This is a genomic window from Paraburkholderia phenoliruptrix (assembly GCF_047325075.1).
Lineage (GTDB): Bacteria > Pseudomonadota > Gammaproteobacteria > Burkholderiales > Burkholderiaceae > Paraburkholderia > Paraburkholderia phenoliruptrix.
Genome location: NZ_CP168531.1, coordinates 1,425,700 through 1,445,356, shown reverse-complemented (window position 1 = coordinate 1,445,356; position 19,657 = coordinate 1,425,700). Strand labels below are relative to the sequence as shown.

Sequence of the window (19,657 nt, the reverse complement as noted above, 5' to 3'; positions counted from 1 at the left end):
GCAAACTCAGTGTCAGAAAAACAGCCAGCCAGTGACGAGAAAAAGCGGCAGCAACACCGCACCGGACCAGCCGAGATAAGCGAAAAAGCCCGGCATACGCACACCGCGCGACTCCGCGATGGCCTTCACCATGAAGTTGGGCGCATTGCCGATATAACTGTTCGCGCCCATGAACACCGCGCCGGCTGAAATAGCGGCAAGCGTGGTGGCCCCGGCGGTCATGAGCGACGCCGCGTCGCCGCCCGCGAGGTTGAAGAACACGAGATACGTGGGCGCGTTGTCGAGAAACGAAGATAGCAGCCCCGTCGCCCAGAAGTACATGGCGTTGTGCGGTTGACCCGCGGCGTCGTTCACGAGATGCACGACGCCGGCAAACGCACCCGCTTCCCCCGCGCGCAGCATCATGATGACGGGAGCAATGGTCACGAAGATGCCGGCAAAGAGTTTGGCGACCTCTTCGATAGGCGCCCAATTGAAGTCATTGCCCGCGCGAGCCGCGCGCGGCGTCCACGCAAGAGAAAGCAGTGTGACGCCGATGAGCGCGACATCGCGCACGACGTTTTGCAACGCCACGTGAGTGCCGAGCACGTCGAAGCTCACGCCCGGCTTCCACAGCCCGCTCATCAGCACGAGGCCGATCACTGCGCCGAGCAACAGGAAGTTGATCTTCCCGTCGATACCGAGACGCGGCGAGTCAGGCGTCGGATCAAGAAAACGTGAGCGCTCCTCTTCCCGCTGATGGAAAAAGTACCCATCGAGACAATAGAACGCGACGAGCAGCACGCCGCAAACAAACAGCATCGGCAGCGCGAGATGCGTGGTCGTCCAGAAGAAGTCGACGCCCTGCAGAAAGCCGAGGAAAAGCGGCGGATCGCCGAGAGGCGACAACGAACCGCCCGCATTGGCCACCAGAAAGATAAAGAACACGACCACATGAACGACATGCCGGCGATTGTCGTTCGCGCGCAGCAACGGCCGGATCAGCAGCATGGCGGCGCCGGTCGTACCCATCACGCTCGCGAGCAAGGTGCCGAGTGCGAGAATGGCCGTGTTCAGGCGCGGCGTGCCGTGCAGATTGCCGCGCACGCAGATGCCGCCCGCGACCGTATAGAGCGCGGTCAGCAGGACGATGAACGGAACATATTCTTCGAGCAACGCATGCATGAGCGTGCCGAACGCTGCGCTTGCGCCGAAGGCGAACGCGAACGGTACGAGAAACGCCAGCGCCCACGCCGCCGCGATCTTGCCGAAATGGTGATGCCACACAGCCGGCGCCACAAGCGGAAACACGGCAATCGAGAGCAGCACGCCCGCGAACGGCAGTCCCCACAGCGCCGAAAGCGACGCGCCGTTCAGAGTGGCGGCGCATGCCAACTGAGGCCAGCTCGTGAGCGTCAAGACAGCCACGAGCACCATGCTCGACGGCACGGCACGTCGATTCATAACCTGGAAATCCCTCTTCTGAATGGCAATGGATAACGCAGACCGGCACGTGCGCATGAAAAACGCATGCAAAAACGGCCGCCGCCCGGCTCACGCGCCGAGTACGACGATCACGTGGACGCGGTAAGGTCCATGCGCGCCGAGCACGATGGTCTGCTCGATATCGCCGGTGCGTGAAGGCCCCGATACGAAGTTGACGGCGCGCGGAAGCTCGCCCCGCTCGCTACGGATCAACGCAAATGCTTCTTCATGTCCTGCCACGATGCGCGAGGCGGGCACAATCGCAATGTGCGTTTCCGGCAGCAGGCCGGCCGATGCATAAGTTTGCGGCCCCGAGAGCAGCACGAGCGAGCCCGTCTCCGCCGTGGCGCAGAAGCAGCCTGTGAGCCCCACCACGTCGCCCTCTTGCGGCTTGCGAAATTCGACAGCGACACCGGCGTCGTTCCAGCGCAGATCCTCCAGCGTTTGCCATGCAATGGCTTGCAGCGGCAGCGCATGTTCGACCAGATAGCGATGCGCAGCAGCCGGCACGTCGCTCAGCGACGCGACAGTGTCGACCGTGGTCGACATTTTCTGCGCTTCTTCGATAAAGCGCGCGGTGAGATCGAGCGGCATGTCCGGGCGCGGCCCCTGCGGATGGCGCGCCAGATAATCCGCCACGGCCTCGCGCTCGGACGCCGACGGCTCGGGCTCGCGGCCTTGCGCCGCGCGAATGCGCGCCAGAATGTTGCGGCGGGCGATCGATGTGTCCATATGCGAAAGTCCTCGAGAGTCTCGTGTCGACAGCCGTGCGATATGCAACATAGGCAGCCTATGCAGCGCTTGCATGCCGGGAATTATACCGGCCGCCCTCGCGGCGAACACCCTGGCCGGACGGCATAGGAACACATCGGACACACGCGCAACGCGTTACTTCGCGGGCTCTTCCTCGGGCTGTGCGATGCCGAACACCTGGCGCAAATACGCGAGATACGCCTTGTCGTCGCACATGTTCTTGCCCGGCGAATCCGACAGCTTGGCCACCGGCTGCCCGTTGCAGCGGACCATCTTGATGACGATCTGCAGCGGGTTATAACCCAGGTCGTTGGTGAGATTCGTGCCCACGCCGAACGCGAGCTTGCAGCGGCCGCGAAAACGCTCGTACAGTTGCAGCACCTTGGGAATGTCGAGCGCGTCGGAGAACACCAGAATCTTCGTGCGCGGATCGCAACGGTTCGCCTCGTAGTGCTTGAGCAGGCGCTCGCCCCAATCGAACGGGTCGCCCGAGTCGTGGCGCGCGCCGTCGAACAGCTTGCAGAAGTACATGTCGAAGTCGCGCAGAAACGCCTGCATGCCGTAGACGTCCGACAGCGCGATGCCGAGGTCGCCGCGATATTCCTTCGCCCACATTTCAAAGCCGAAAATCTGCGAATCGCGCAGCCGCGGACCCAGCGCCTGACACGCCTGCAAATACTCGTGCGCCATCGTACCGAGCGGCGTGAGCCCGTGCTTCATCGCGTAATAGACATTGCTCGTGCCGGCGAACTGCTCGCCGAGACCGTCCTTCAGCGTGAGAATCACTTCTTCGTGCCATTGCTTCGAGAAGCGGCGACGGGTGCCGTAATCGGCGATCTTGCAGTCGGCAAATTCCGGTCGGGCGCCGAGCAGTTTCATCTTTTCGACGAGGCGTCCGCGACCTTCACTGTAGTCCGGTTCCTGTTGCGTGTTGCGGAAGTAGACCTCGTTGACGATCGCGAGCATCGGAATCTCAAAGAGGATGGTGTGCAGCCACGGCCCCTTGATCTCGATGTCGATCTCGCCATTGTTTTTGGGCGACGGCTCGATCGAAATGTACTTCTCGTTCAGATGGAAAAGCGCGAGAAATTCGATGAAATCGCCCTTGATGAAGCGCATGCGCCGCAGGTAGTCGAGTTCCTCGTCGGTGAAACGCAGCTTGCAGAGCTTGCGCACTTCCGCGCGAATCTCGCCGATATACGGCACCAGGTCGACGTTGGGCGTGCGGCAACGGAAGCGATACTCGACGTTGGCCGCCGGAAAGTGATGCAGGACCACCTGCATCATCGTGAACTTGTACAGATCGGTGTCGAGCAGCGAAGTAATAATCATGATGGTGCGAACGGGACCGCGGGAAAGACGGAAAGGCCTGACTCAACCCATGCATACGGCGCGCGTCGTGCGCACCGGCTTGACGCATGTTACCCGAATGCGCCCGCATTCAGGCTTCCGCACGCGGCCCGCCGGCCGCCGCCCTCGCCCGTCGCGTTACTTCCGGCGGACGCAATAAACTAATCACGAAAACATATAAAAGCCAGGGTGCGATGCCGCATGCGCCTCTTGACGTTACGTTACAATAGCGCTTTTGGCGTTTGCGCCTTCCCCGATTCCGCATGCAGGAGCTGCCTGAATGACTCACGTTGTGACCGAAAGCTGCATCAAGTGCCGCTATACCGACTGCGTCGATGTGTGCCCGGTGGACTGCTTTCGCGAAGGTCCCAACTTCCTCGCGATCGACCCCGATGAATGCATCGACTGCGCCGTGTGCGTCGCCGAGTGCCCGGTGAACGCCATTTACGCCGAAGAAGACGTGCCGGGCGACCAGCAGAACTTCATCGAGCTGAATGCCGACCTCGCCAAGAGCTGGCCGAGCATCACGAAGACCAAGGCGCCGCTGCCGGAAGCCGACGAGTTCAAGGACGTCAAGGAAAAGCTCGCGCTGCTCGTGCGCTGAGCGTTTCCGCCTGCCGCGTGTCCTGCCCGCGTCAATCAAATTGAGATGAACGCGAGGTATTGACAGGCGCTTAAGCTGCTCCTACAATTTCGTTTCTCTGCTGTTGTTGTTCTGTTCCTCGATAGCTCAGTCGGTAGAGCGCCGGACTGTTAATCCGTAGGTCCCTGGTTCGAGCCCAGGTCGAGGAGCCAAGAATTGCAAAAGCCCGTTAACCAAGACGGGCTTTTTTATGTAGATCAAGTTGTACTGCTGTTCCTCGATAGCTCAGTCGGTAGAGCGCCGGACTGTTAATCCGTAGGTCCCTGGTTCGAGCCCAGGTCGAGGAGCCAAAATTTGAAGGCCCGCATTCGTGCGGGCCTTTTCTTTTTGTGCGCTTGCTTATGCGTTTTCTTCTGCGCCTTTTTGTGCATCGACGCGTGTTGCGGTGCGACCCACTGGCCGCGCTGTTAACCGTTGCGCCACATCCGCCGGGTTCCCGCGCTCGCCGTCGCCATCGCATTCATCCGCCAACAGCCTGGCCTCTCATCGCGCGGATCCCGCGGCGGTATACGATGACGGCTTCGCAGCGCACGGCCGCGCTGCCCAACGCACTTCGGCCATCAGCTGGCAATCTCATGAAACTTATTTCATCGCGCATGGCGCTTGCAGGCGCCTCTGCAGTTCTCTCCGCCGCCGTTGTCGTCGTGCCTGTCGCTCACAGCGAAGAAGTCGGCAGCGTCAATACGAACTTTCACATCACGGGTTCGGATCGCGTGGTCGTTGAGGCGTACGACGATCCGCTTGTGCAAGGCGTGACCTGCTACGTGTCGCGCGCCCGGACCGGCGGCGTGAAGGGCACGCTCGGTATCGCGGAAGATCCCACGGAGGCGTCCATCGCCTGCCGCCAGGTCGGCGCGATCCATTTCACTGGACCGCTGAAGCAGCAGGCCGACGTGTTCTCAGTCAGCATGTCGTTGATCTTTAAGGCTTTGCACGTGGTGCGCGTGGTCGACACCAAGCGCAACGCGCTCGTGTACCTCACGTACAGCGACCGCGTGGTGAGCGGCAGCGCGAAAAACAGCGTCAGCGCGGTGCCCATGCCGGCCGGCACGACGATCCCGCTGAAGTGACACACCATGCGCGCGCCGCGTCCTACGAGAAAGCGCACCGCCGCCGCGGCGACGCACGGCGCGCCCCCGCGCGCGCCAACGCTCATGCCGCGCTAAACTGAGTGGCTGTGCGAGAGCCCTGCCATGACAGCCGCCCACCGTTTCCGCAATTCCGCCCGTTACTGGCGCACGCCGCTGCTGCCCGGCGCGGATCTGCTTACGGCCGAATACCACGACCATGAATTCGCGCCGCACTGGCATGACGCGTACACGATCCCGGTGATCGTGGCGGGCGCGGAGGGTTATCGGTATCGCGGCTCCGACTATGTCGCCGAAGCGGGCGGCGTGCCGATCATCAACCCGGGCGAGCTGCACACCGGCTCGAAGGCGGTGGAAGCCGGCTGGCGCTACCGCGTAATGTACGCGCCGGTGCCGTTCATCCAGCAACTCGCCAACGACGTCGCCGGCAAGCCGCAGCCGCTGCCGTGGTTCGCGCCCGGCGTGATCCGCGATCCGGACCTTGCCGCGCGGCTCGCCAACGCCCACCGCCGGCTCGAAGCCGGCACCGACTGCCTCGCCGCCGAGGCCGCGATGCTCGACGCGCTGTCCACGTTGCTCGTGCGCTATTCGCAGACGCAGCCGGAGCCGGCGCGCGTCGCGCCTGACGACGCCCGCGTCGCCGTGATGAAAGAACGTCTGACAGGCGACCTGCTCGAACCCGTCACGCTCGCTCAAGTGGCCGACGCCGCCGGCCTTTCGCCGTTCCACGCGGCGCGCCTCTTCACTCGCGCGACCGGGCTGCCGCCGCACGCATGGCGCAACCAGGTGCGCCTGCAACGCGCGCTGGCGCCGCTGCGCGCGGGCGTTCCGGTGACGGAAGTGGCCGCCGCCAGCGGCTTTACCGACCAGAGCCACTTCACGCGACATTTCCGGCGCATGTTCGGCGTGCCGCCGGGGCGCTGGCAGGGACTTTGATCTGCGAGCGCGCGCAAGAACGTACAAGTCCCGCCGCGCCGCGCCCGCTATGCTTCCCGGCTCAAGGAGGCAAGTCTTGACCCAGTCGAAACCATTAAAGGAATTCACCGCCGGCGCGCGCGACATCATCCCGATGATGGTCGGCGCCGGGCCCTTCGGCGTGATCTACGGCACGCTCGTCGCGTCCGGCCCGCTGCAGCTGTGGCACGGCCAGCTGATGTCGCTCGTCGTGTTCGCCGGCTCGGCGCAGTTCATCGCGCTCGGGCTGATTGCCGGTCACGCGAGTTTCGCGGTGATCTGGGCGACCACGTTCGTCGTCAATCTGCGGCACGTGCTGTACAGCGCGACGCTCGCGCCGCACGTCGCGCATCTGCCGGCGCGCTGGCGCTGGGCACTCGGCGCGCTGCTCACCGACGAAGTGTTCGCCGTCGCCTGGGAGCACTACCGCAACCGTGAGCCGGGCACTGTCGGCCCGCATTATTTCTTCGGCGCCGGTCTCGCGATGTATCTGAACTGGCAGTCGTGGACGGTGGCGGGCCTCCTGTTCGGCGCGGCCTTCCCCGGCCTGCAGTCACTCGGGCTCGATTTCGCGATGGTGGCGACGTTTATCGCGATCGTCGTGCCGCAACTGGTGGCCTTGCGCTATCTCGCGGCGGCGGCGACGGCCGGCACGTTGGCCTTTCTGTGGCAGGCGTGGCCGTACAAGCTCGGCCTGCTCGGCGCGGTGTTCGCGGGCGTCGCCGTCGGCGTCGTGCTCTCGGCGCCGCGGCTTCGCCCGCGGCGCGCGCGCCGGTCCGCGGAGGCATCGCGATGAACTACGTCGTCCTCATACTCGGCATGGCGCTCATCACCTGGGTGATCCGCGCCGCGGTGTTCGTCTTCGGCGACCGGCTGGTGTTTCCGCCGCTGGTGCGCACCGCCCTCGGCTTCGTGCCGGTCACCGTGCTGACGGCCATCATCGTGCCGATGGCCGTCTCGCCGCACGGCGCGGAGACCGGCGCGGAGCTGACCTGGCGCAATCCGCAACTGGTCGGCGCGCTCGCCGCCATCGCGGCAAGTGCACTGACGCGGCGGCCGCTTCTCACCATCGCGATCGGGCTGACGGTGTTTTTTGTCTGGCAGTGCGTGGTGCTCAGGTAAAGGCGCGGGCTGCCTGCCCTGGTAAGCGCCTACTCACACGGCAGGCCGCGACAGCCTCGGATCTGATCGTCGCGAGGCCGCTCAACGCGGCGGCTGGCCACCGCCGGGGCGTATCCGCCGGGCACAATGAGCGCCGCCTGGCAAAGCTTTGACGCCTGCGCGCTACCCGATAAAACCCTTAAGTTTCCCGTCGATCCGCCGATATGCAGTCGAGGTCCGCTCGCCGGGAGACATCCCGGCCAAGACGCGGCAACAGGCAGGAATCAAGCGCGCGGCGATCGCGCGTCGCATCTTCCGGGTCCGCTTGCGACCGGAACACACGACAAGGCCGCGCGGCAGCACCAAACGGGATAGACACATGGGTCAAATCACCCTCACGCTCAAAGACGAGACCATTGCGACGCTGCGCAAGGATTTCGACGCTTTTCTGCGCGTATCGCTGAAGCTCGATCCGCAGTTCGCGACGCCGTCGTTCGAGGACTTTTTGCGCGCCAAGCTGCTCGACAACATGGTGCCGCTGACGGAACACGCGGTTCAGCGGATGTTGCAGGGCGGCCAGTACGCGTGGGCGAAACGCACGCTGGACAAGGAGTTCCCGGACGTCGTCGCGATCCTGATGCAACAGGCGGGCGAATTCGGCTTCGGCTTCGCGGCCCGCTCGGAGTGGACGCCCGAAGAGCTGGCCAAGCAATGCCGCGACTGGGCGGCCGCCATCGTCAAGGAAGCCGAAGGCGACGCCGTGCTGGTCGACCCGCTGGCCGCGCAGATCAAGGGCGCGGTGCAAGACATTCAGGCGCTCGAGGAAATCATGCAGACGCCCGCGTGGCGGCTCGTCGAATCGCTGCGTCAGCGCGTGTACGAGGCGAAGGTGGCGTGCGAAACGACGGTGGGCAGCACGGCGCGCGAGAAGCTCGGCGAGCTGCGCGGGTTGTTGCGGCTCGGCATTTCGCACGGCTCGTTCCAGAAGCAGGAAGCGCAACAGATCATGGAATATCTGCGCCTGCTGAAACCGGAAATCTTCGTCGAGGAGCCGTACGACGTGTTCTCGCGGATGGCGGCATGGCTGCGTAACTTCTTCGTCCCGCCGCGTCCGACCGCCCAGCAGCAGCAGCGCCAGTCGCGCTGAGCGCCCGCTCGCGAGCGCGCCGCCACGCCCCCTCGGCCGACCGGCAGCTAGTCGTCAGCTGTCAGCTAGCCGGCAGCCGCGCGCACGGCCGCCTTCGGCTCAGTCCCACATCTTCCTGAGCCTCGCCCCGATTTCCAGTCTGGCCTGCGCCGCGGCGGCCAGCCCCGCGGCGCTCGGCGCGCTCGGCACGGGGACGCGCGGCCACGCGTAGGTGTCGAACAACGGCATGAGATGCGCGGGAATGAAGCGCGTGCGCGACGCCCAGACATGGCGGTCGCCGAGATGCGTCTGGTTGTGCACATAAAAACGCTGCGGCACGACGATATGCAGGTCTTCCTTGGCGCGCGTCATTGCTACATAGAGCAGGCGGCGCTCTTCGTCGATGTCTTCTTCGCTGCCCGTGCCCAGATCGGACGGAATGCAGCCGTCGACGCCATTCAGCACGAACACGTTGCGCCACTCCTGCCCTTTCGCCGAATGGATGGTGGACAGGATCAGATAGTCTTCGTCGACGAGCGGCACGCCCGACTCGTCGCTGGTGGCGTCGGGCGGATCGAGCGTGAGTTCCGTCAGGAAGCGTTCGCGCGACGCATACGTGCCCGCGATGCTTTCCATTTGCAGCACGTCGGCATGGCGGATCGCAGCGTCTTCGTGATTGCGCGCGAGATGCGGCTCGTACCAGCGCCGTACCATCTCGAATTCGGCGGGCCACGGCGTCTCACGCCCGTACGCGCTCCACATCAGCTTGACGAACGGACGCCAGTCTTCCTGCGCGCGAGGCGGCGGGGCGAATGCCGCGAGCGCGCCTGCCGCCGTCGCGAGCGCATTGTCGGCGGCGTCGCCCGCGCGGGCGACGATGTCGTCCAGCACCTTCGCGGCGGTGGCCGGCCCCACGCCCGGCAGCAGTTGCACGACGCGAAAACCCGCCACCCGGTCGCGCGGATTCTCGGCCCAGCGCAGCACCGCGAGCACGTCCTTGACGTGAATCGAATCCAGAAACTTGAGCCCGCCGAATTTCACGAACGGAATATTGCGCCGCGTGAGTTCGATTTCGAGCGCGGCGCTGTGATGCGCGGCGCGAAACAGCACGGCCTGCGACTTCAGCTTCATGCCCTGCTCGCGTGCTTCGAGTATCTGCTCGACGACGTAGCGCGCCTGGTCGGCCTCGTCGGCGACCGTCACGAGACGCGGGCGCTGTGCCGATGCCTTGTCGGTCCAGAGGTTCTTCGTGTAGCGCTCGCTGGCCAGCTCGATCACCGCATTCGACGCCGCGAGGATCGGCTGCGTGGAGCGGTAATTGCGCTCCAGCGTGATGCGCGTGGCGGGCGGGTCGAATTGCGCGGGGAAGTCGAGAATATTGCGCACGGTCGCGCCGCGAAACGAATAGATGGACTGGGCGTCATCGCCCACCACGGTCAGGCCGCGCCCGTCGGGCTTGAGCGCAAGGAGAATGGACGCCTGCAGGCGGTTCGTGTCCTGATATTCGTCGACCAGCACGTGGTCGAAGCGCGCCGAGAGATCGGCGGCAATGGCCGGCTCCGCGGCCATATGCGACCAGTAGAGCAGCAGGTCGTCGTAATCGAGCACGCTCTGCTTCTGCTTTGCGTCGACGTAGGCGGCGAACAGCATGCGCAAATTCGCTTCCCATTCGCGGCACCATGGAAACGCGCTCTCCAGCACCTGGTCGAGCGACGCGCCGGTATTCACGACCCGCGAGTAAATGGCGAAGCAGGTGCCCTTGGCGGGAAAGCGCCGCTCTTTCGCCGACAGCCCCAGTTCATGACGCACGAGGTTCATGAGGTCGGCGGAATCTTCGCGGTCGTTGATCGTGAAGGCGGGCGCGAGGCCGATAAGCTCCGCGTATTCGCGCAGGAGCCGCGCGCCGACGCTATGAAACGTGCCGGCCCAGGTCAGCCCTTGCGCGAGCGCGGCGCGCGTGCCGAGCGCCGCCGTGGCGATGCGGGTGACACGGCGGGTCATTTCCAGCGCCGCGCGGCGCGAAAACGTCAACAGCAGGATTCTGCGCGGGTCGGCGCCCTTCACCATCAGATTGGCGACGCGATGCGCGAGCGTGTTGGTCTTGCCGGAACCCGCGCCTGCGATCACGAGCAGCGCGCCGGACGGCGCGTGCGGGGTATCGGCGCCGTATTCGACGGCCTCACGCTGTGCGTCGTTGAGCTTGGCGAGCCACGCGGCGGCGTCGGAGGGCGGAGATTCGGCGACGGAAAGCACGATGTTCTGGCAGGCGTTGAATGGATCGAGAATGGCGACGCATACTGTATATCCATACAACCCTGGCGCACAAGCGCCCTTTTTTCGGGACACGGGGCGCGACGTGCCGGCGAGCTTCGGGCGACGTCCCGGCGGACTGCCGCGTGAGCGGCATGGGCTGTGTCGCGCCCACGGCGTCGGACAGCGCTCGCACAAACAACAACGGCCCGTTCGCTTCGCGCGACACGGGCCGTGATCGTCAGCGGGTGACTGGCCTGCTCTTAAGAAAGCTCCGGAAAGCCACCCGTCGAGAAGCGACACGCAGCTTATTGCTTCTTCGCGTCCTTCAGGTTGGCTTCGGCGTTGGCCTTGTCGGCGTCGGCCTGAGCCTCGGTTTTTTCCTTGTCCGCCTTGGCTTGCGCGACAGCCGCCTTCTTGTCCGCCTTCGCCTGCTGCCTGGCGGCCTTCTTGTCGGCGTGCGTGACCGGCGCGGCGGCCGGATCGCTCGCCTGCGCCAATGCAACCGACGACAGGCACCCTGCAATCAACAGCGCGCCGAGCCGGCCGGCAGCGGTTTTCAGGGATTTCGTGGATTGAGCGTTATTCATTGCTATACCTCCTTGCCAAAGCTGACAGATCACGCGGGACCGACGCCCGCCTGAGCGCGAATCCGGCGTCGCAGGCACGCGACGCCAAGGTTCGACCTGCGATGAATGCGGGTTAGCGCGCCGAAAACGCGCGACTCAATGCCGGATCAATGCGAAATCAATGCTTGACTTCGCCGCCCTCGGCCTGGTCGCCGGCCTGGCCTTGCATGTTCATCTTCATTTCATTGTTGGCGGCCTGCTTGTCCGCCTTCATGTTGATTTTGGCGTCGCGCACCTGCTCCTTGTATTCGGACTTGGCGGCCTTTTCGTGCTGCTTGAGCTCGGCCTTCGATGCCTTCTTCGACGCGCGGTACTCGGCATTAGCCTTCGCGTTGGCTTCGCGCTTCTGCACGAGCGGATCCGTCGAGCCCGACGCCGTCAGGCGGGTCGGTGCCGGCGTCACCGGCTGCACGCCTTGCGCAGCCGGCGCGAGCTCGGCGCCCGGTGTCTGGGTCTGCGTCGGCGCTTGCGCCGGCACTTGCGCCTGAACCTGCGCCTGCGTATTCACGCCCGCGGCCGCCTGCACCGGCTGAACGGGCTGCGTGGTCTGTGCCATAGCCGCGCTAGCGGCGAATGCGGTCATGGCGGTACCAATCAGGAGCGTACGAATCTGGGTCATGGCAATGTCCTCTCTAAAGTTGTCGTGACGCGGGAAAGACGCCGTGGCACCGCGTCCTGGCGATGCCGGTCGGGACGCCGCCCGGTCTGCTCATAGCCGAACTCGATCCGGCAAGCTTTGCTGCTGAGACCCACTTTACGAGTGAAGTCGTTTCGTGGCGACCGGTGTTACGCGACGTTTCACTTTCTGACAAGCGCATAACATCTGCTTGCATTTGCTTGCGATGTGCCGGCCGGGACGCGGCGACACGGCAGTAACGCCGGGCCGGCGTAGCGGCAGCGGCTGAGCGGCGGCTCCCGCCAAGGCAGCGCCCGGGGCAGCGGTAAAGACAGCGCGCCTTCTTCAGGGCAAGCTTGTGGCTTATGATGCGAACCCCTCGCCCGAAAGTGCAAAGCCCATGCCCAATCTAGATTTCACGCTCACCGGCGACTACGTCGAACTCCACAATCTGCTGAAGATAACGGGGCTCGCGGAAAGCGGCGGCCAGGCAAAAATGATGGTCGCCGACGGCGCCGTGACCGTCGACGGCCGCGTCGAAACGCGTAAAACGTGCAAGATCCGCGCGGGTCAGGTGGTGTTGCTCGGCGATACGCGAATAGCGGTTCACGAAGCTTGAGCCGGCGCGGCGAAAGACCACGAGAATCCGCGACGAGCGCGCGCACCAGAAACGTGCGTTATCCATCGACATTACAGCGGTCACACAATAAGCTGTCGGTTTCGCCAGACAAACCGATGCGCTGACGCGGCTTGACGCCGGGCCGGCGCGTGAGTTGCGGGTTATGGCGCCATCGCCGGCATGGTGGACCTGGCAGCGCGGCGCGTCCGTGCCGGCGCATGCGTGGCGGGTCCGGGGGCCGGGGGCCGGGGTCCGGGGGTCCAAAGTCCAAGGCCGAAGGGCGCGGGTCCAGCGGCGCGACGGTGCGCTGCGGCGATTGCCGCCGCAGCCCAAGCCGCGGAGGCGCCAAAGCCCGCGTCACAACGCCCGCCCGTCTGCCCCATGCGGCCGCAATACGCCCGTCTGACAACAGATCAACACGCACACTCCATGACCCAATCCGGCTTCACCCGGACGACCGCCCGTCCGCCGACTTTCTCGCGCCACGCCGCCGACACCGCCCGGCTCGCCGCGCCGCTCGCCATTGCCCAACTGTCGCAAATGGCGATGGGCGTCACCGACACGATCCTGCTCGGCTCGCTCGGCCCCGACGCGCTCGCGGCCGGCGGGCTCGGCGCGAACCTGTTTTTCGTCGTCGTGACGCTGCTGCAGGGCGTGCTCACGTCGGTCAGCGTGAGCGTGTCGCATGCGCGCGGCGCGCAGGACGAAAGCCGCGTGCCGCACATCTACTGGACAGGTCTGGTGCTCTCGGTGCTGCTGTCCGTGCCGGCGTTCGCGTTGCTTTCCTTCGCGACGCCGATTCTGCTCGCGTTCGGCGAACCCGCGCTGCTCGCGCACAACGTCGGCCAATACGCGGCCGTGCTGCGCTGGGGCGCGCTTGGCAGCCTGATCGGCGTCGGCCTGATGCGTTCGTTTCTGCCGGCGATCGGCGCGGCGCGACGGCTGCTGTGGGTGTCGCTCGTGAGCGTCGGCGTGAACGGCTTTTTGAACTACGGGCTGATTCATGGCGCATACGGGCTGCCGCGGCTCGGCTTTCTCGGCTCGGCCGCGGCGACGTCGATCACCGTCTGGCTCACGGCGCTCGTGCTGATGGCGCTGCTGCACCTGCGGCCGCGCTATCGGCACTTCGTGGTCGCGACCGGCCCCAACGTCCCGCTGATGGGTGAGCTCTTCGGCATCGGCTGGCCGGTCGCCATCACCTACGGCGTCGAGTCGACGCTCTTTCTCGCCACCGGCCTGATGGTCGGCCTGCTCGGCGAGTCGCAACTGGCCGCGCATCAGATCGCACTGAATGTCGCGTCCGTCGCGTTCATGGTGCCGCTGGCGATCGGCCAGGCGGCCAATGTGCGAGTCGGCTTCTGGTCCGGCGCCGGACAGCCGCTCGCCGCGCGCCACGCGGGTTTCGTCGCGCTTGCGCTCGGCGTCGGCTTCATGACGCTCTCGGGCATCGTGCTGATCGCGGCGCCGCACTGGATCGTCGGCCTGTATCTGCATCTGGACGATCCTGCGAATGCGGCGACCGTCGCGCTCGCTAGTTCGCTGCTCGGCGTGGCCGCCATTTTCCAGATCGTCGACGGAATGCAGACAGTCGGTTCAGGTTGCCTGCGCGGCCTGAAAGACACGCGCATTCCCATGATGGCGGCCGCTTTCGGTTACTGGGTAATCGGCTTTCCTACCGGCTACACACTCGCGTTTCATTTTGGGCTCGGCGCGCGCGGTTTATGGTGGGGACTCGCGGCAGGTCTCGCGAGCGTCGCGCTCCTGATGACGCTGCGCTTTCACAAGCTGAGCCAGCGCCGCGTGCCGGCGGCCGCGGACGCGCCGCCCGCCGCATCGGTTTAAAGCGACGACGACGAGCGGGCACGCCGCGCCACTCACGAGGCGCGGCCGCGGGCAAGATCCCGGCGGCGGTCATCGCAACGCAGCGACGAGCCGCTTGCCGGCGCCGCGCCGAACGCTCACCTTCACTCATCGGCTGAGATGCAAACTCGTTGCGCGCGCAACGAGTCGCTGAGCACGCTTGTCGCCTCAACGGTAAAATGCCGCTTTTGGCGCAAGTCGCGCAAACCGCGTCGTTGCGCTGAAAACACGCCCGCGCGCCCCACAAAGGACCGCGCCGCCGGCAGGTCCGCCATCCGCGGACGCATTGCTCCCGTTGTCGACGAACGAACCTCATCCGCCGCGACGCGCACGCTGCGCGGCAGGTGCTGACGCGCGCTCGCCGTCATGCGCGGCGGGCCGCGGCTGCGGCACATCGCCGTTCGTCACCGCCCCGCGCGCTGGCCGATAGAACGCTCCCGCTTCTCGCAAAAAATACATTACCAAGGACCTCGTCTCATGCTTGCCCGCATCACCCGTCTCTTTCCGCTTTGGGCCGTGCTCGTTTCTATTGCCGCATATTGTTCGCCGGCTTCGTTCGGCGGCATCGCGCCGCACGTCACCACGCTTCTGACCATCATCATGCTGGCGATGGGCGTCACGCTGTCCGTCGCGGACTTTCAGCGCGTCTTCACGCGGCCCGCGCCGGTGATCGCCGGCATCGTGCTGCATTACCTCGTGATGCCGCTCGCCGCCTGGGTGATCGCGAAGGCATTGCGCATGCCGCCCGACCTGACCGCCGGCATGGTGCTCGTCGGCAGCGTGGCGAGCGGCACGGCGTCAAACGTGATGATCTATCTCGCGCGCGGCGACGTCGCGCTCTCGGTGACGATCAGCGCGCTGTCCACGCTCGTCGGCGTATTCGCGACGCCGCTGCTCACGCGTCTTTACGTGGATGCGTCGATCGCCGTCGACATCCACGGCATGCTGATGAGCATTCTGCAAATCGTCGCGCTGCCCATCGTGGTCGGGCTCGCGGTGAACCATCTGTTCGGCAAGGCGGTACGCAAGGTGGAACCCGTGCTGCCGCTCGTGTCGATGGTCGCGATTCTGCTGATCATCGGCGCGGTGGTGGGCGGCACGCAAAAGAGCATTGCGTCGGTCGGTCTCGTGGTCATGCTCGGCGTCGTGCTGCATAACGGCATCGGCCTGCTCGGCGGTTATTGGGGCGGGCGCCTCCTCGGTTTCGACGAAGCGGTGTGCCGCACGCTCGCCATCGAAGTCGGCATGCAGAACTCGGGCCTCGCGGCGACGCTCGGCAAACTCTATTTCACGCCGATCGCCGCGTTGCCGGGCGCCCTCTTCTCGGTCTGGCACAACCTGTCGGGCTCGCTGCTGGCGGGCTTCTGGGCGGGACGTCCGGCGAAAGGCTCGACGCATCCGGACGGCGAACGGGTGCAGAACGCCGAGCGTGTCTGACGATTCGGGCCACCGCAAGCCCGGCCCGATTCCCCTTAGAATGGATTTCTCGGCAGCGTGTGTCCATGCACCGCGCCGCCGCACGAAAAGCCTGAACAAAAAGGGGAAGAGCGTGCAGTGGCATCTACAACAAAAGCAGACCGCAACACAGCGCAAACGCGCACTCAGTTCTGCGAGACATTTCTTCCTGCTGTGCTGCGCATCGGCATTTCTGACCGCGTGCGCGAGCAAGCCGCCCGCCACCGCGTTCGATCGCACCGTCACTCACGCGCTGCCCGCCACCGACAACACGCCGCTTCGCGCGGCACTCCAACCGCTCGAAGCCGCTCATCCGGGCGAGTCGGGCTTTCGCGTGCTATCGAGCGGCACAGACGCTTTGCAGATGCGCATTGCACTGGCGCGAGCCGCGACGAAAACGCTCGACATGCAGTACTACATCGCCAAGGAGGACACCACCGGCAAGCTGCTGCTCGGCGCGGCGCTCTATGCAGCGGATCACGGCGTGCGCGTGCGCATGCTGGTCGACGACCTGAATTTCAAGGACATCGACCAGGTCATGGCGGGCCTCAATTCGCACAAGAACATTGAGATTCGCGTTTTCAATCCGTTCGGCAGCGCGCACCAGGGCGTATTCGAACGCACCACGAATCTGTTCACGCAGATCGGCCATTTCACGCGCCGCATGCACAACAAGGCGATGATCGCGGATAACCAGCTGGCGATTGTCGGCGGCCGCAATCTCGGCGACGAATACTTCAGCGCGAGCGAGGTGCTCCAGTTCCGCGACATCGACGTGCTCGCGGCCGGCCCGATCACCGCGGATGTTTCCGCGAGCTTCGACGACTACTGGAACAGCAGCCTCGCCTATCCGCTCGGCGTGCTGAACAAGCAGACGTTCGAGCCGAAGGAACTCGACCAGACACGCGACGATCTTCGCAAGCACTGGCGCACGAATGCCGATCCGTACAACGCGAAGCCGCTGAACGCGACGCCGCTCGCCGCGCAGATTGCCGGCAGGCAGCTCGGCCTGACATGGGCGCAGGCCGAGTTCAAGGTGGATGACCCGGAGAAGATCGAGAAGCCCTCGCCGGACTACATAAGCCCGCCGATGCAGCGCCTCGGCGAACTGATGAAGGATGCACACAAGGACTTCCTGATCGTGTCGCCCTATTTCGTTCCGCACGATGCAGGCGTGAAGACACTCGGCGAGCTCACGCATCGCGGCGTACGTGTAGCAATCCTGACGAATTCACTGGCGGCCACCGACGCCGTCGCGGTGCAAGCGGGCTACAGTCCGTTTCGCGTGCCGCTGCTCAAGCAAGGCGTCGAACTGTATGAATTCCGGCCGCGCCAGGAAACGCCGCCGGCGGGCTTCGCCGGCTCGCAATCGCGTGCGAGCCTGCATGCGAAGACGTATGTGATCGACCGCCGCATTCTCGTGATCGGTTCGATGAACCTCGATCCGCGCTCGGCGCATCTGAACACCGAACTCGCGCTGGTGATTCACAGTCCGCCGCTCGCGGCGCAGGTCGCCGACATCTTCCAGCGCGCCATCGGACCGGAAGAAAGTTATCACGTCACATTGGCTGACGAGGCGCAACTCACCTATCTGCGCTCCATCGGCGCGCCGCCGTCGCTGCTCGTGTGGACGGATGTCGAGAACGGCACGCGTCGAAGCTATATTTTCGACCCGCAGGCAGGCTTGTACCGGAATCTGCTAACGGGGCTATTCTCCCTATTGCCGGTCAACGCAGAACTTTAAAGCGGAGCTGAACCATGACTGAAGACGTACGAATGGAGCGCGATACGTTCGGTGAAATCGCCGTGCCCAATGCCCGCCTGTGGGGCGCGCAAACGCAGCGCTCGCTGCAGAATTTCCGCATTTCCACCGAGAAGCAGTCGCCCGAACTGATCACCGCGCTCGCCGTCATCAAGCGCGCCGCAGCCGAGGTGAACTTAGGCCTCCGCATGCTCGCCGAAGACAAGGCGCGCGCGATCATGCAGGCGGCCGACGAGATCATCGACGGCAAGCATCCCGAAGAATTTCCGCTCGCGGTCTGGCAAACCGGCTCCGGTACGCAGACCAACATGAACCTCAACGAGGTGATCGCGAATCGCGCGAGCGAGCTGCTCGGCGGCCAGCGCGGCGAGTCGCGCAAGGTCCATCCGAACGACGACGTGAACCGCGGGCAATCGTCGAACGACGTGTTCCCGACGGCCATGCACGTGGCCGCCGCGCATGGCATCGTCAAGCATCTGCTGCCTGCGCTGAAGACGCTGCGCGATACGCTCGACGGCAAGGCGAAGGCGTTTGCCGGCATCGTCAAGATCGGCCGCACGCATTTGCAGGACGCCACGCCGCTCACGCTCGGTCAGGAATTTTCCGGCTATGTCGCGCAGCTCGATCACGGCATTCGTCACGTCGAATCGGCGTTGCCGCATCTGTATGAACTCGCGCAGGGCGGCACGGCGGTCGGCACTGGTCTGAACGCGCATCCGCAGTTCGCGCAGAAAGTGGCGGCGGCCATCGCGCAGCTCACGGGCGTGCCCTTTGTGTCCGCGCCCAACAAGTTCGAAGTGATGGCCGCAGCCGACGCGCTCGTGTTCGCGCACGGCGCGCTGAAGACGGTGGCCGCGAGCCTGAACAAGATCGCGAACGACATCCGCTGGCTCGCCAGCGGCCCGCGCTGCGGGCTCGGCGAGCTGTCCATTCCCGAAAACGAGCCGGGCAGCTCCATCATGCCGGGCAAGGTCAACCCAACGCAGTCGGAAGCCGTGACCATGCTCTGCGCACAAGTGTTCGGCAACGACGTCGCGGTGAATATCGGCGGCGCGAGCGGCAACTTCGAGCTCAACGTATTCCGGCCGATGATCGCGCACAACGTGCTGCAATCCATCCGTCTGCTGACGGACGGCGCGCACAGTTTCAACGAGAACTGTGCGGTCGGCATCGAGCCGAACCGCGAGCGGATCGACACGCTGCTCAACGAATCGCTGATGCTGGTGACGGCGCTCAATCCGCATATCGGCTACGACAAGGCCGCGCAGATCGCAAAGAAGGCGCACAAGGAAGGCACCACGCTGAAAGCCGCGGCGCTCGCGCTCGGCCACGTGACGGAGCAACAGTTCGACGAATGGGTCCGTCCGGGCGATATGGTGGGGCACTCGGCGCCGTGATGGCGCCCCCACTTCGCAGGTCGGGCGGCTCGCGGCGAGCCGCCCGCTCAGCGCCGCCGCACCCAGGCGTTCAGATCTTGCCCTGTGCCACTTCTTCCGGCTTCAGTTCGACGATCGCGTCGAGCGCTTCCTTGACGTCCATCGCGTAGCGGGCGAGGCGCTTCTGCTCGTCGGTCTCAGGCACGAACGACGGCACCTGCACCGGGTGGCCGTTCTCGTTGACGGCGACCATCACGACGAGGCAATCCGTGGTTTGCAGCAACTCGCCGCCCTTTGGGTCGCCGGCCTGCACCGACACGTGAATATGCATGCTCGTGCGCCCCGTCGCCACGACGCGCGCGCGCAGTTCCACGAGGTTGCCGACCAGAATCGGCCGGCGAAAGCGGATGTTGCCGACACTCACCGTCACGCAATAACGCCCCGACCACACGGCCGCGCAGGCGTACGCGGTTTCGTCGATCCACTTCATCAGCGCGCCGCCGTGCACCTTGCCGCCGAAGTTGACCGAACTCGGTTCGGCGAGAAAACGGAAGGTGGTTTCGGAACGGTCCAACGGCGCTGCGGGATGGCTGCTCATCTTGACTCCGGTC

Annotated in this window: 18 protein-coding genes and 2 tRNA genes; 13 read left to right on the top strand and 7 right to left on the bottom strand. The window is 65.0% G+C overall.

Features of this window, described 5'->3' with window-relative positions; all coding sequences use genetic code 11:
* Positions 1-12: 12 nt before the first annotated feature.
* The 3 genes from ACEN8U_RS18715 to pncB form a co-directional block, all read right to left on the bottom strand.
* Entirely contained in the window at positions 13-1,416 is a 1,404-nt protein-coding gene (locus ACEN8U_RS18715; protein ID WP_015003413.1) for a sodium:proton antiporter, read from the bottom strand.
* 117 nt (positions 1,417-1,533) lie between these two features.
* Positions 1,534-2,196, bottom strand: a complete 663-nt coding sequence (locus tag ACEN8U_RS18710) for a LutC/YkgG family protein (RefSeq protein ID WP_015003414.1) — start codon at positions 2,194-2,196, stop codon at positions 1,534-1,536.
* Between the two features lie 156 nt (positions 2,197-2,352).
* On the bottom strand, positions 2,353-3,549 hold the full coding sequence (gene pncB / locus ACEN8U_RS18705; RefSeq protein WP_015003415.1) for a nicotinate phosphoribosyltransferase: 1,197 nt from the start codon (positions 3,547-3,549) through the stop codon (positions 2,353-2,355).
* 298 nt (positions 3,550-3,847) lie between these two features.
* Here pncB and fdxA point away from each other — a divergent pair, with 298 nt between their 5' ends.
* From fdxA to ACEN8U_RS18665, 8 genes are all read left to right on the top strand, one after another.
* Positions 3,848-4,171, top strand: a complete 324-nt coding sequence (gene fdxA, locus ACEN8U_RS18700) for a ferredoxin FdxA (protein WP_013340080.1) — start codon at positions 3,848-3,850, stop codon at positions 4,169-4,171.
* Between the two features lie 115 nt (positions 4,172-4,286).
* Positions 4,287-4,362 (top strand) — tRNA-Asn (locus ACEN8U_RS18695).
* 62 nt (positions 4,363-4,424) lie between these two features.
* Positions 4,425-4,500: transfer RNA gene (locus ACEN8U_RS18690), tRNA-Asn, on the top strand.
* 285 nt (positions 4,501-4,785) lie between these two features.
* Positions 4,786-5,280, top strand: coding sequence for a CreA family protein (locus tag ACEN8U_RS18685; RefSeq protein WP_041746349.1), 495 nt, complete (start codon positions 4,786-4,788; stop codon positions 5,278-5,280).
* A 123-nt stretch (positions 5,281-5,403) separates the two neighbouring features.
* Complete coding sequence (locus ACEN8U_RS18680; protein ID WP_015003418.1) at positions 5,404-6,234, top strand: helix-turn-helix transcriptional regulator; 831 nt, start codon at positions 5,404-5,406, stop codon at positions 6,232-6,234.
* A 49-nt stretch (positions 6,235-6,283) separates the two neighbouring features.
* Entirely contained in the window at positions 6,284-7,048 is a 765-nt protein-coding gene (locus tag ACEN8U_RS18675; protein WP_041745644.1) for an AzlC family ABC transporter permease, read from the top strand.
* Complete coding sequence (locus tag ACEN8U_RS18670; protein ID WP_015003420.1) at positions 7,045-7,374, top strand: AzlD domain-containing protein; 330 nt, start codon at positions 7,045-7,047, stop codon at positions 7,372-7,374. Before ACEN8U_RS18675 ends, ACEN8U_RS18670 begins: the two co-directional genes overlap by 4 nt.
* A 358-nt stretch (positions 7,375-7,732) precedes the next feature.
* Positions 7,733-8,500, top strand: a complete 768-nt coding sequence (locus ACEN8U_RS18665) for a DUF4088 family protein (RefSeq protein WP_015003421.1) — start codon at positions 7,733-7,735, stop codon at positions 8,498-8,500.
* Between the two features lie 99 nt (positions 8,501-8,599).
* Here the strand turns inward: ACEN8U_RS18665 and ACEN8U_RS18660 are convergent, their stop codons facing one another.
* From ACEN8U_RS18660 to ACEN8U_RS18650, 3 genes are all read right to left on the bottom strand, one after another.
* The gene (locus ACEN8U_RS18660; RefSeq protein WP_310107320.1) at positions 8,600-10,732 is read right to left on the bottom strand and encodes an ATP-dependent helicase; all 2,133 of its coding nucleotides are present in this window, start codon (positions 10,730-10,732) and stop codon (positions 8,600-8,602) included.
* A 305-nt stretch (positions 10,733-11,037) separates the two neighbouring features.
* The gene (locus ACEN8U_RS18655; RefSeq protein WP_015003423.1) at positions 11,038-11,319 is read right to left on the bottom strand and encodes a hypothetical protein; all 282 of its coding nucleotides are present in this window, start codon (positions 11,317-11,319) and stop codon (positions 11,038-11,040) included.
* A gap of 157 nt (positions 11,320-11,476) precedes the next feature.
* On the bottom strand, positions 11,477-11,977 hold the full coding sequence (locus tag ACEN8U_RS18650) for a hypothetical protein (RefSeq protein ID WP_041745646.1): 501 nt from the start codon (positions 11,975-11,977) through the stop codon (positions 11,477-11,479).
* Between the two features lie 397 nt (positions 11,978-12,374).
* Between ACEN8U_RS18650 and ACEN8U_RS18645 the strand changes: the two genes are divergently transcribed.
* The 5 genes from ACEN8U_RS18645 (at position 12,375) to fumC (ending at position 19,067) form a co-directional block, all read left to right on the top strand.
* On the top strand, positions 12,375-12,593 hold the full coding sequence (locus tag ACEN8U_RS18645; RefSeq protein ID WP_013589190.1) for an RNA-binding S4 domain-containing protein: 219 nt from the start codon (positions 12,375-12,377) through the stop codon (positions 12,591-12,593).
* A gap of 429 nt (positions 12,594-13,022) precedes the next feature.
* Positions 13,023-14,435: an MATE family efflux transporter gene (locus tag ACEN8U_RS18640; RefSeq protein ID WP_310107019.1), complete on the top strand. Its 1,413-nt coding sequence runs from the start codon at positions 13,023-13,025 to the stop codon at positions 14,433-14,435.
* A 495-nt stretch (positions 14,436-14,930) separates the two neighbouring features.
* On the top strand, positions 14,931-15,890 hold the full coding sequence (gene panS, locus ACEN8U_RS18635; RefSeq protein WP_015003427.1) for a ketopantoate/pantoate/pantothenate transporter PanS: 960 nt from the start codon (positions 14,931-14,933) through the stop codon (positions 15,888-15,890).
* Between the two features lie 112 nt (positions 15,891-16,002).
* The gene (locus ACEN8U_RS18630) at positions 16,003-17,652 is read left to right on the top strand and encodes a phospholipase D family protein (protein WP_051156791.1); all 1,650 of its coding nucleotides are present in this window, start codon (positions 16,003-16,005) and stop codon (positions 17,650-17,652) included.
* A 14-nt stretch (positions 17,653-17,666) separates the two neighbouring features.
* Entirely contained in the window at positions 17,667-19,067 is a 1,401-nt protein-coding gene (fumC, locus tag ACEN8U_RS18625; RefSeq protein ID WP_041745650.1) for a class II fumarate hydratase, read from the top strand.
* A gap of 70 nt (positions 19,068-19,137) precedes the next feature.
* Here the strand turns inward: fumC and ACEN8U_RS18620 are convergent, their stop codons facing one another.
* The gene (locus tag ACEN8U_RS18620; RefSeq protein WP_013589195.1) at positions 19,138-19,644 is read right to left on the bottom strand and encodes an acyl-CoA thioesterase; all 507 of its coding nucleotides are present in this window, start codon (positions 19,642-19,644) and stop codon (positions 19,138-19,140) included.
* Between the last annotated feature and the right edge of the window lie 13 nt (positions 19,645-19,657).

Bases quoted from the DNA above. Each gene is read 5' to 3' on its own strand.
- pncB (WP_015003415.1), bottom strand. From the start codon at position 3,549: ATGATTATTACTTCGCTGCTCGACACCGATCTGTACAAGTTCACGATG.
- ACEN8U_RS18655 (WP_015003423.1), bottom strand. From the start codon at position 11,319: ATGAATAACGCTCAATCCACGAAATCCCTGAAAACCGCTGCCGGCCGG.
- ACEN8U_RS18715 (WP_015003413.1), bottom strand. From the start codon at position 1,416: ATGGTGCTCGTGGCTGTCTTGACGCTCACGAGCTGGCCTCAGTTGGCA.
- ACEN8U_RS18645 (WP_013589190.1), top strand. From the start codon at position 12,375: ATGCCCAATCTAGATTTCACGCTCACCGGCGACTACGTCGAACTCCAC.
- ACEN8U_RS18650 (WP_041745646.1), bottom strand. From the start codon at position 11,977: ATGACCCAGATTCGTACGCTCCTGATTGGTACCGCCATGACCGCATTC.
- fdxA (WP_013340080.1), top strand. From the start codon at position 3,848: ATGACTCACGTTGTGACCGAAAGCTGCATCAAGTGCCGCTATACCGAC.
- ACEN8U_RS18665 (WP_015003421.1), top strand. From the start codon at position 7,733: ATGGGTCAAATCACCCTCACGCTCAAAGACGAGACCATTGCGACGCTG.
- ACEN8U_RS18620 (WP_013589195.1), bottom strand. From the start codon at position 19,644: ATGAGCAGCCATCCCGCAGCGCCGTTGGACCGTTCCGAAACCACCTTC.
- ACEN8U_RS18675 (WP_041745644.1), top strand. From the start codon at position 6,284: ATGCTTCCCGGCTCAAGGAGGCAAGTCTTGACCCAGTCGAAACCATTA.
- fumC (WP_041745650.1), top strand. From the start codon at position 17,667: ATGACTGAAGACGTACGAATGGAGCGCGATACGTTCGGTGAAATCGCC.
- ACEN8U_RS18680 (WP_015003418.1), top strand. From the start codon at position 5,404: ATGACAGCCGCCCACCGTTTCCGCAATTCCGCCCGTTACTGGCGCACG.
- ACEN8U_RS18710 (WP_015003414.1), bottom strand. From the start codon at position 2,196: ATGGACACATCGATCGCCCGCCGCAACATTCTGGCGCGCATTCGCGCG.
- panS (WP_015003427.1), top strand. From the start codon at position 14,931: ATGCTTGCCCGCATCACCCGTCTCTTTCCGCTTTGGGCCGTGCTCGTT.
- ACEN8U_RS18640 (WP_310107019.1), top strand. From the start codon at position 13,023: ATGACCCAATCCGGCTTCACCCGGACGACCGCCCGTCCGCCGACTTTC.
- ACEN8U_RS18670 (WP_015003420.1), top strand. From the start codon at position 7,045: ATGAACTACGTCGTCCTCATACTCGGCATGGCGCTCATCACCTGGGTG.
- ACEN8U_RS18685 (WP_041746349.1), top strand. From the start codon at position 4,786: ATGAAACTTATTTCATCGCGCATGGCGCTTGCAGGCGCCTCTGCAGTT.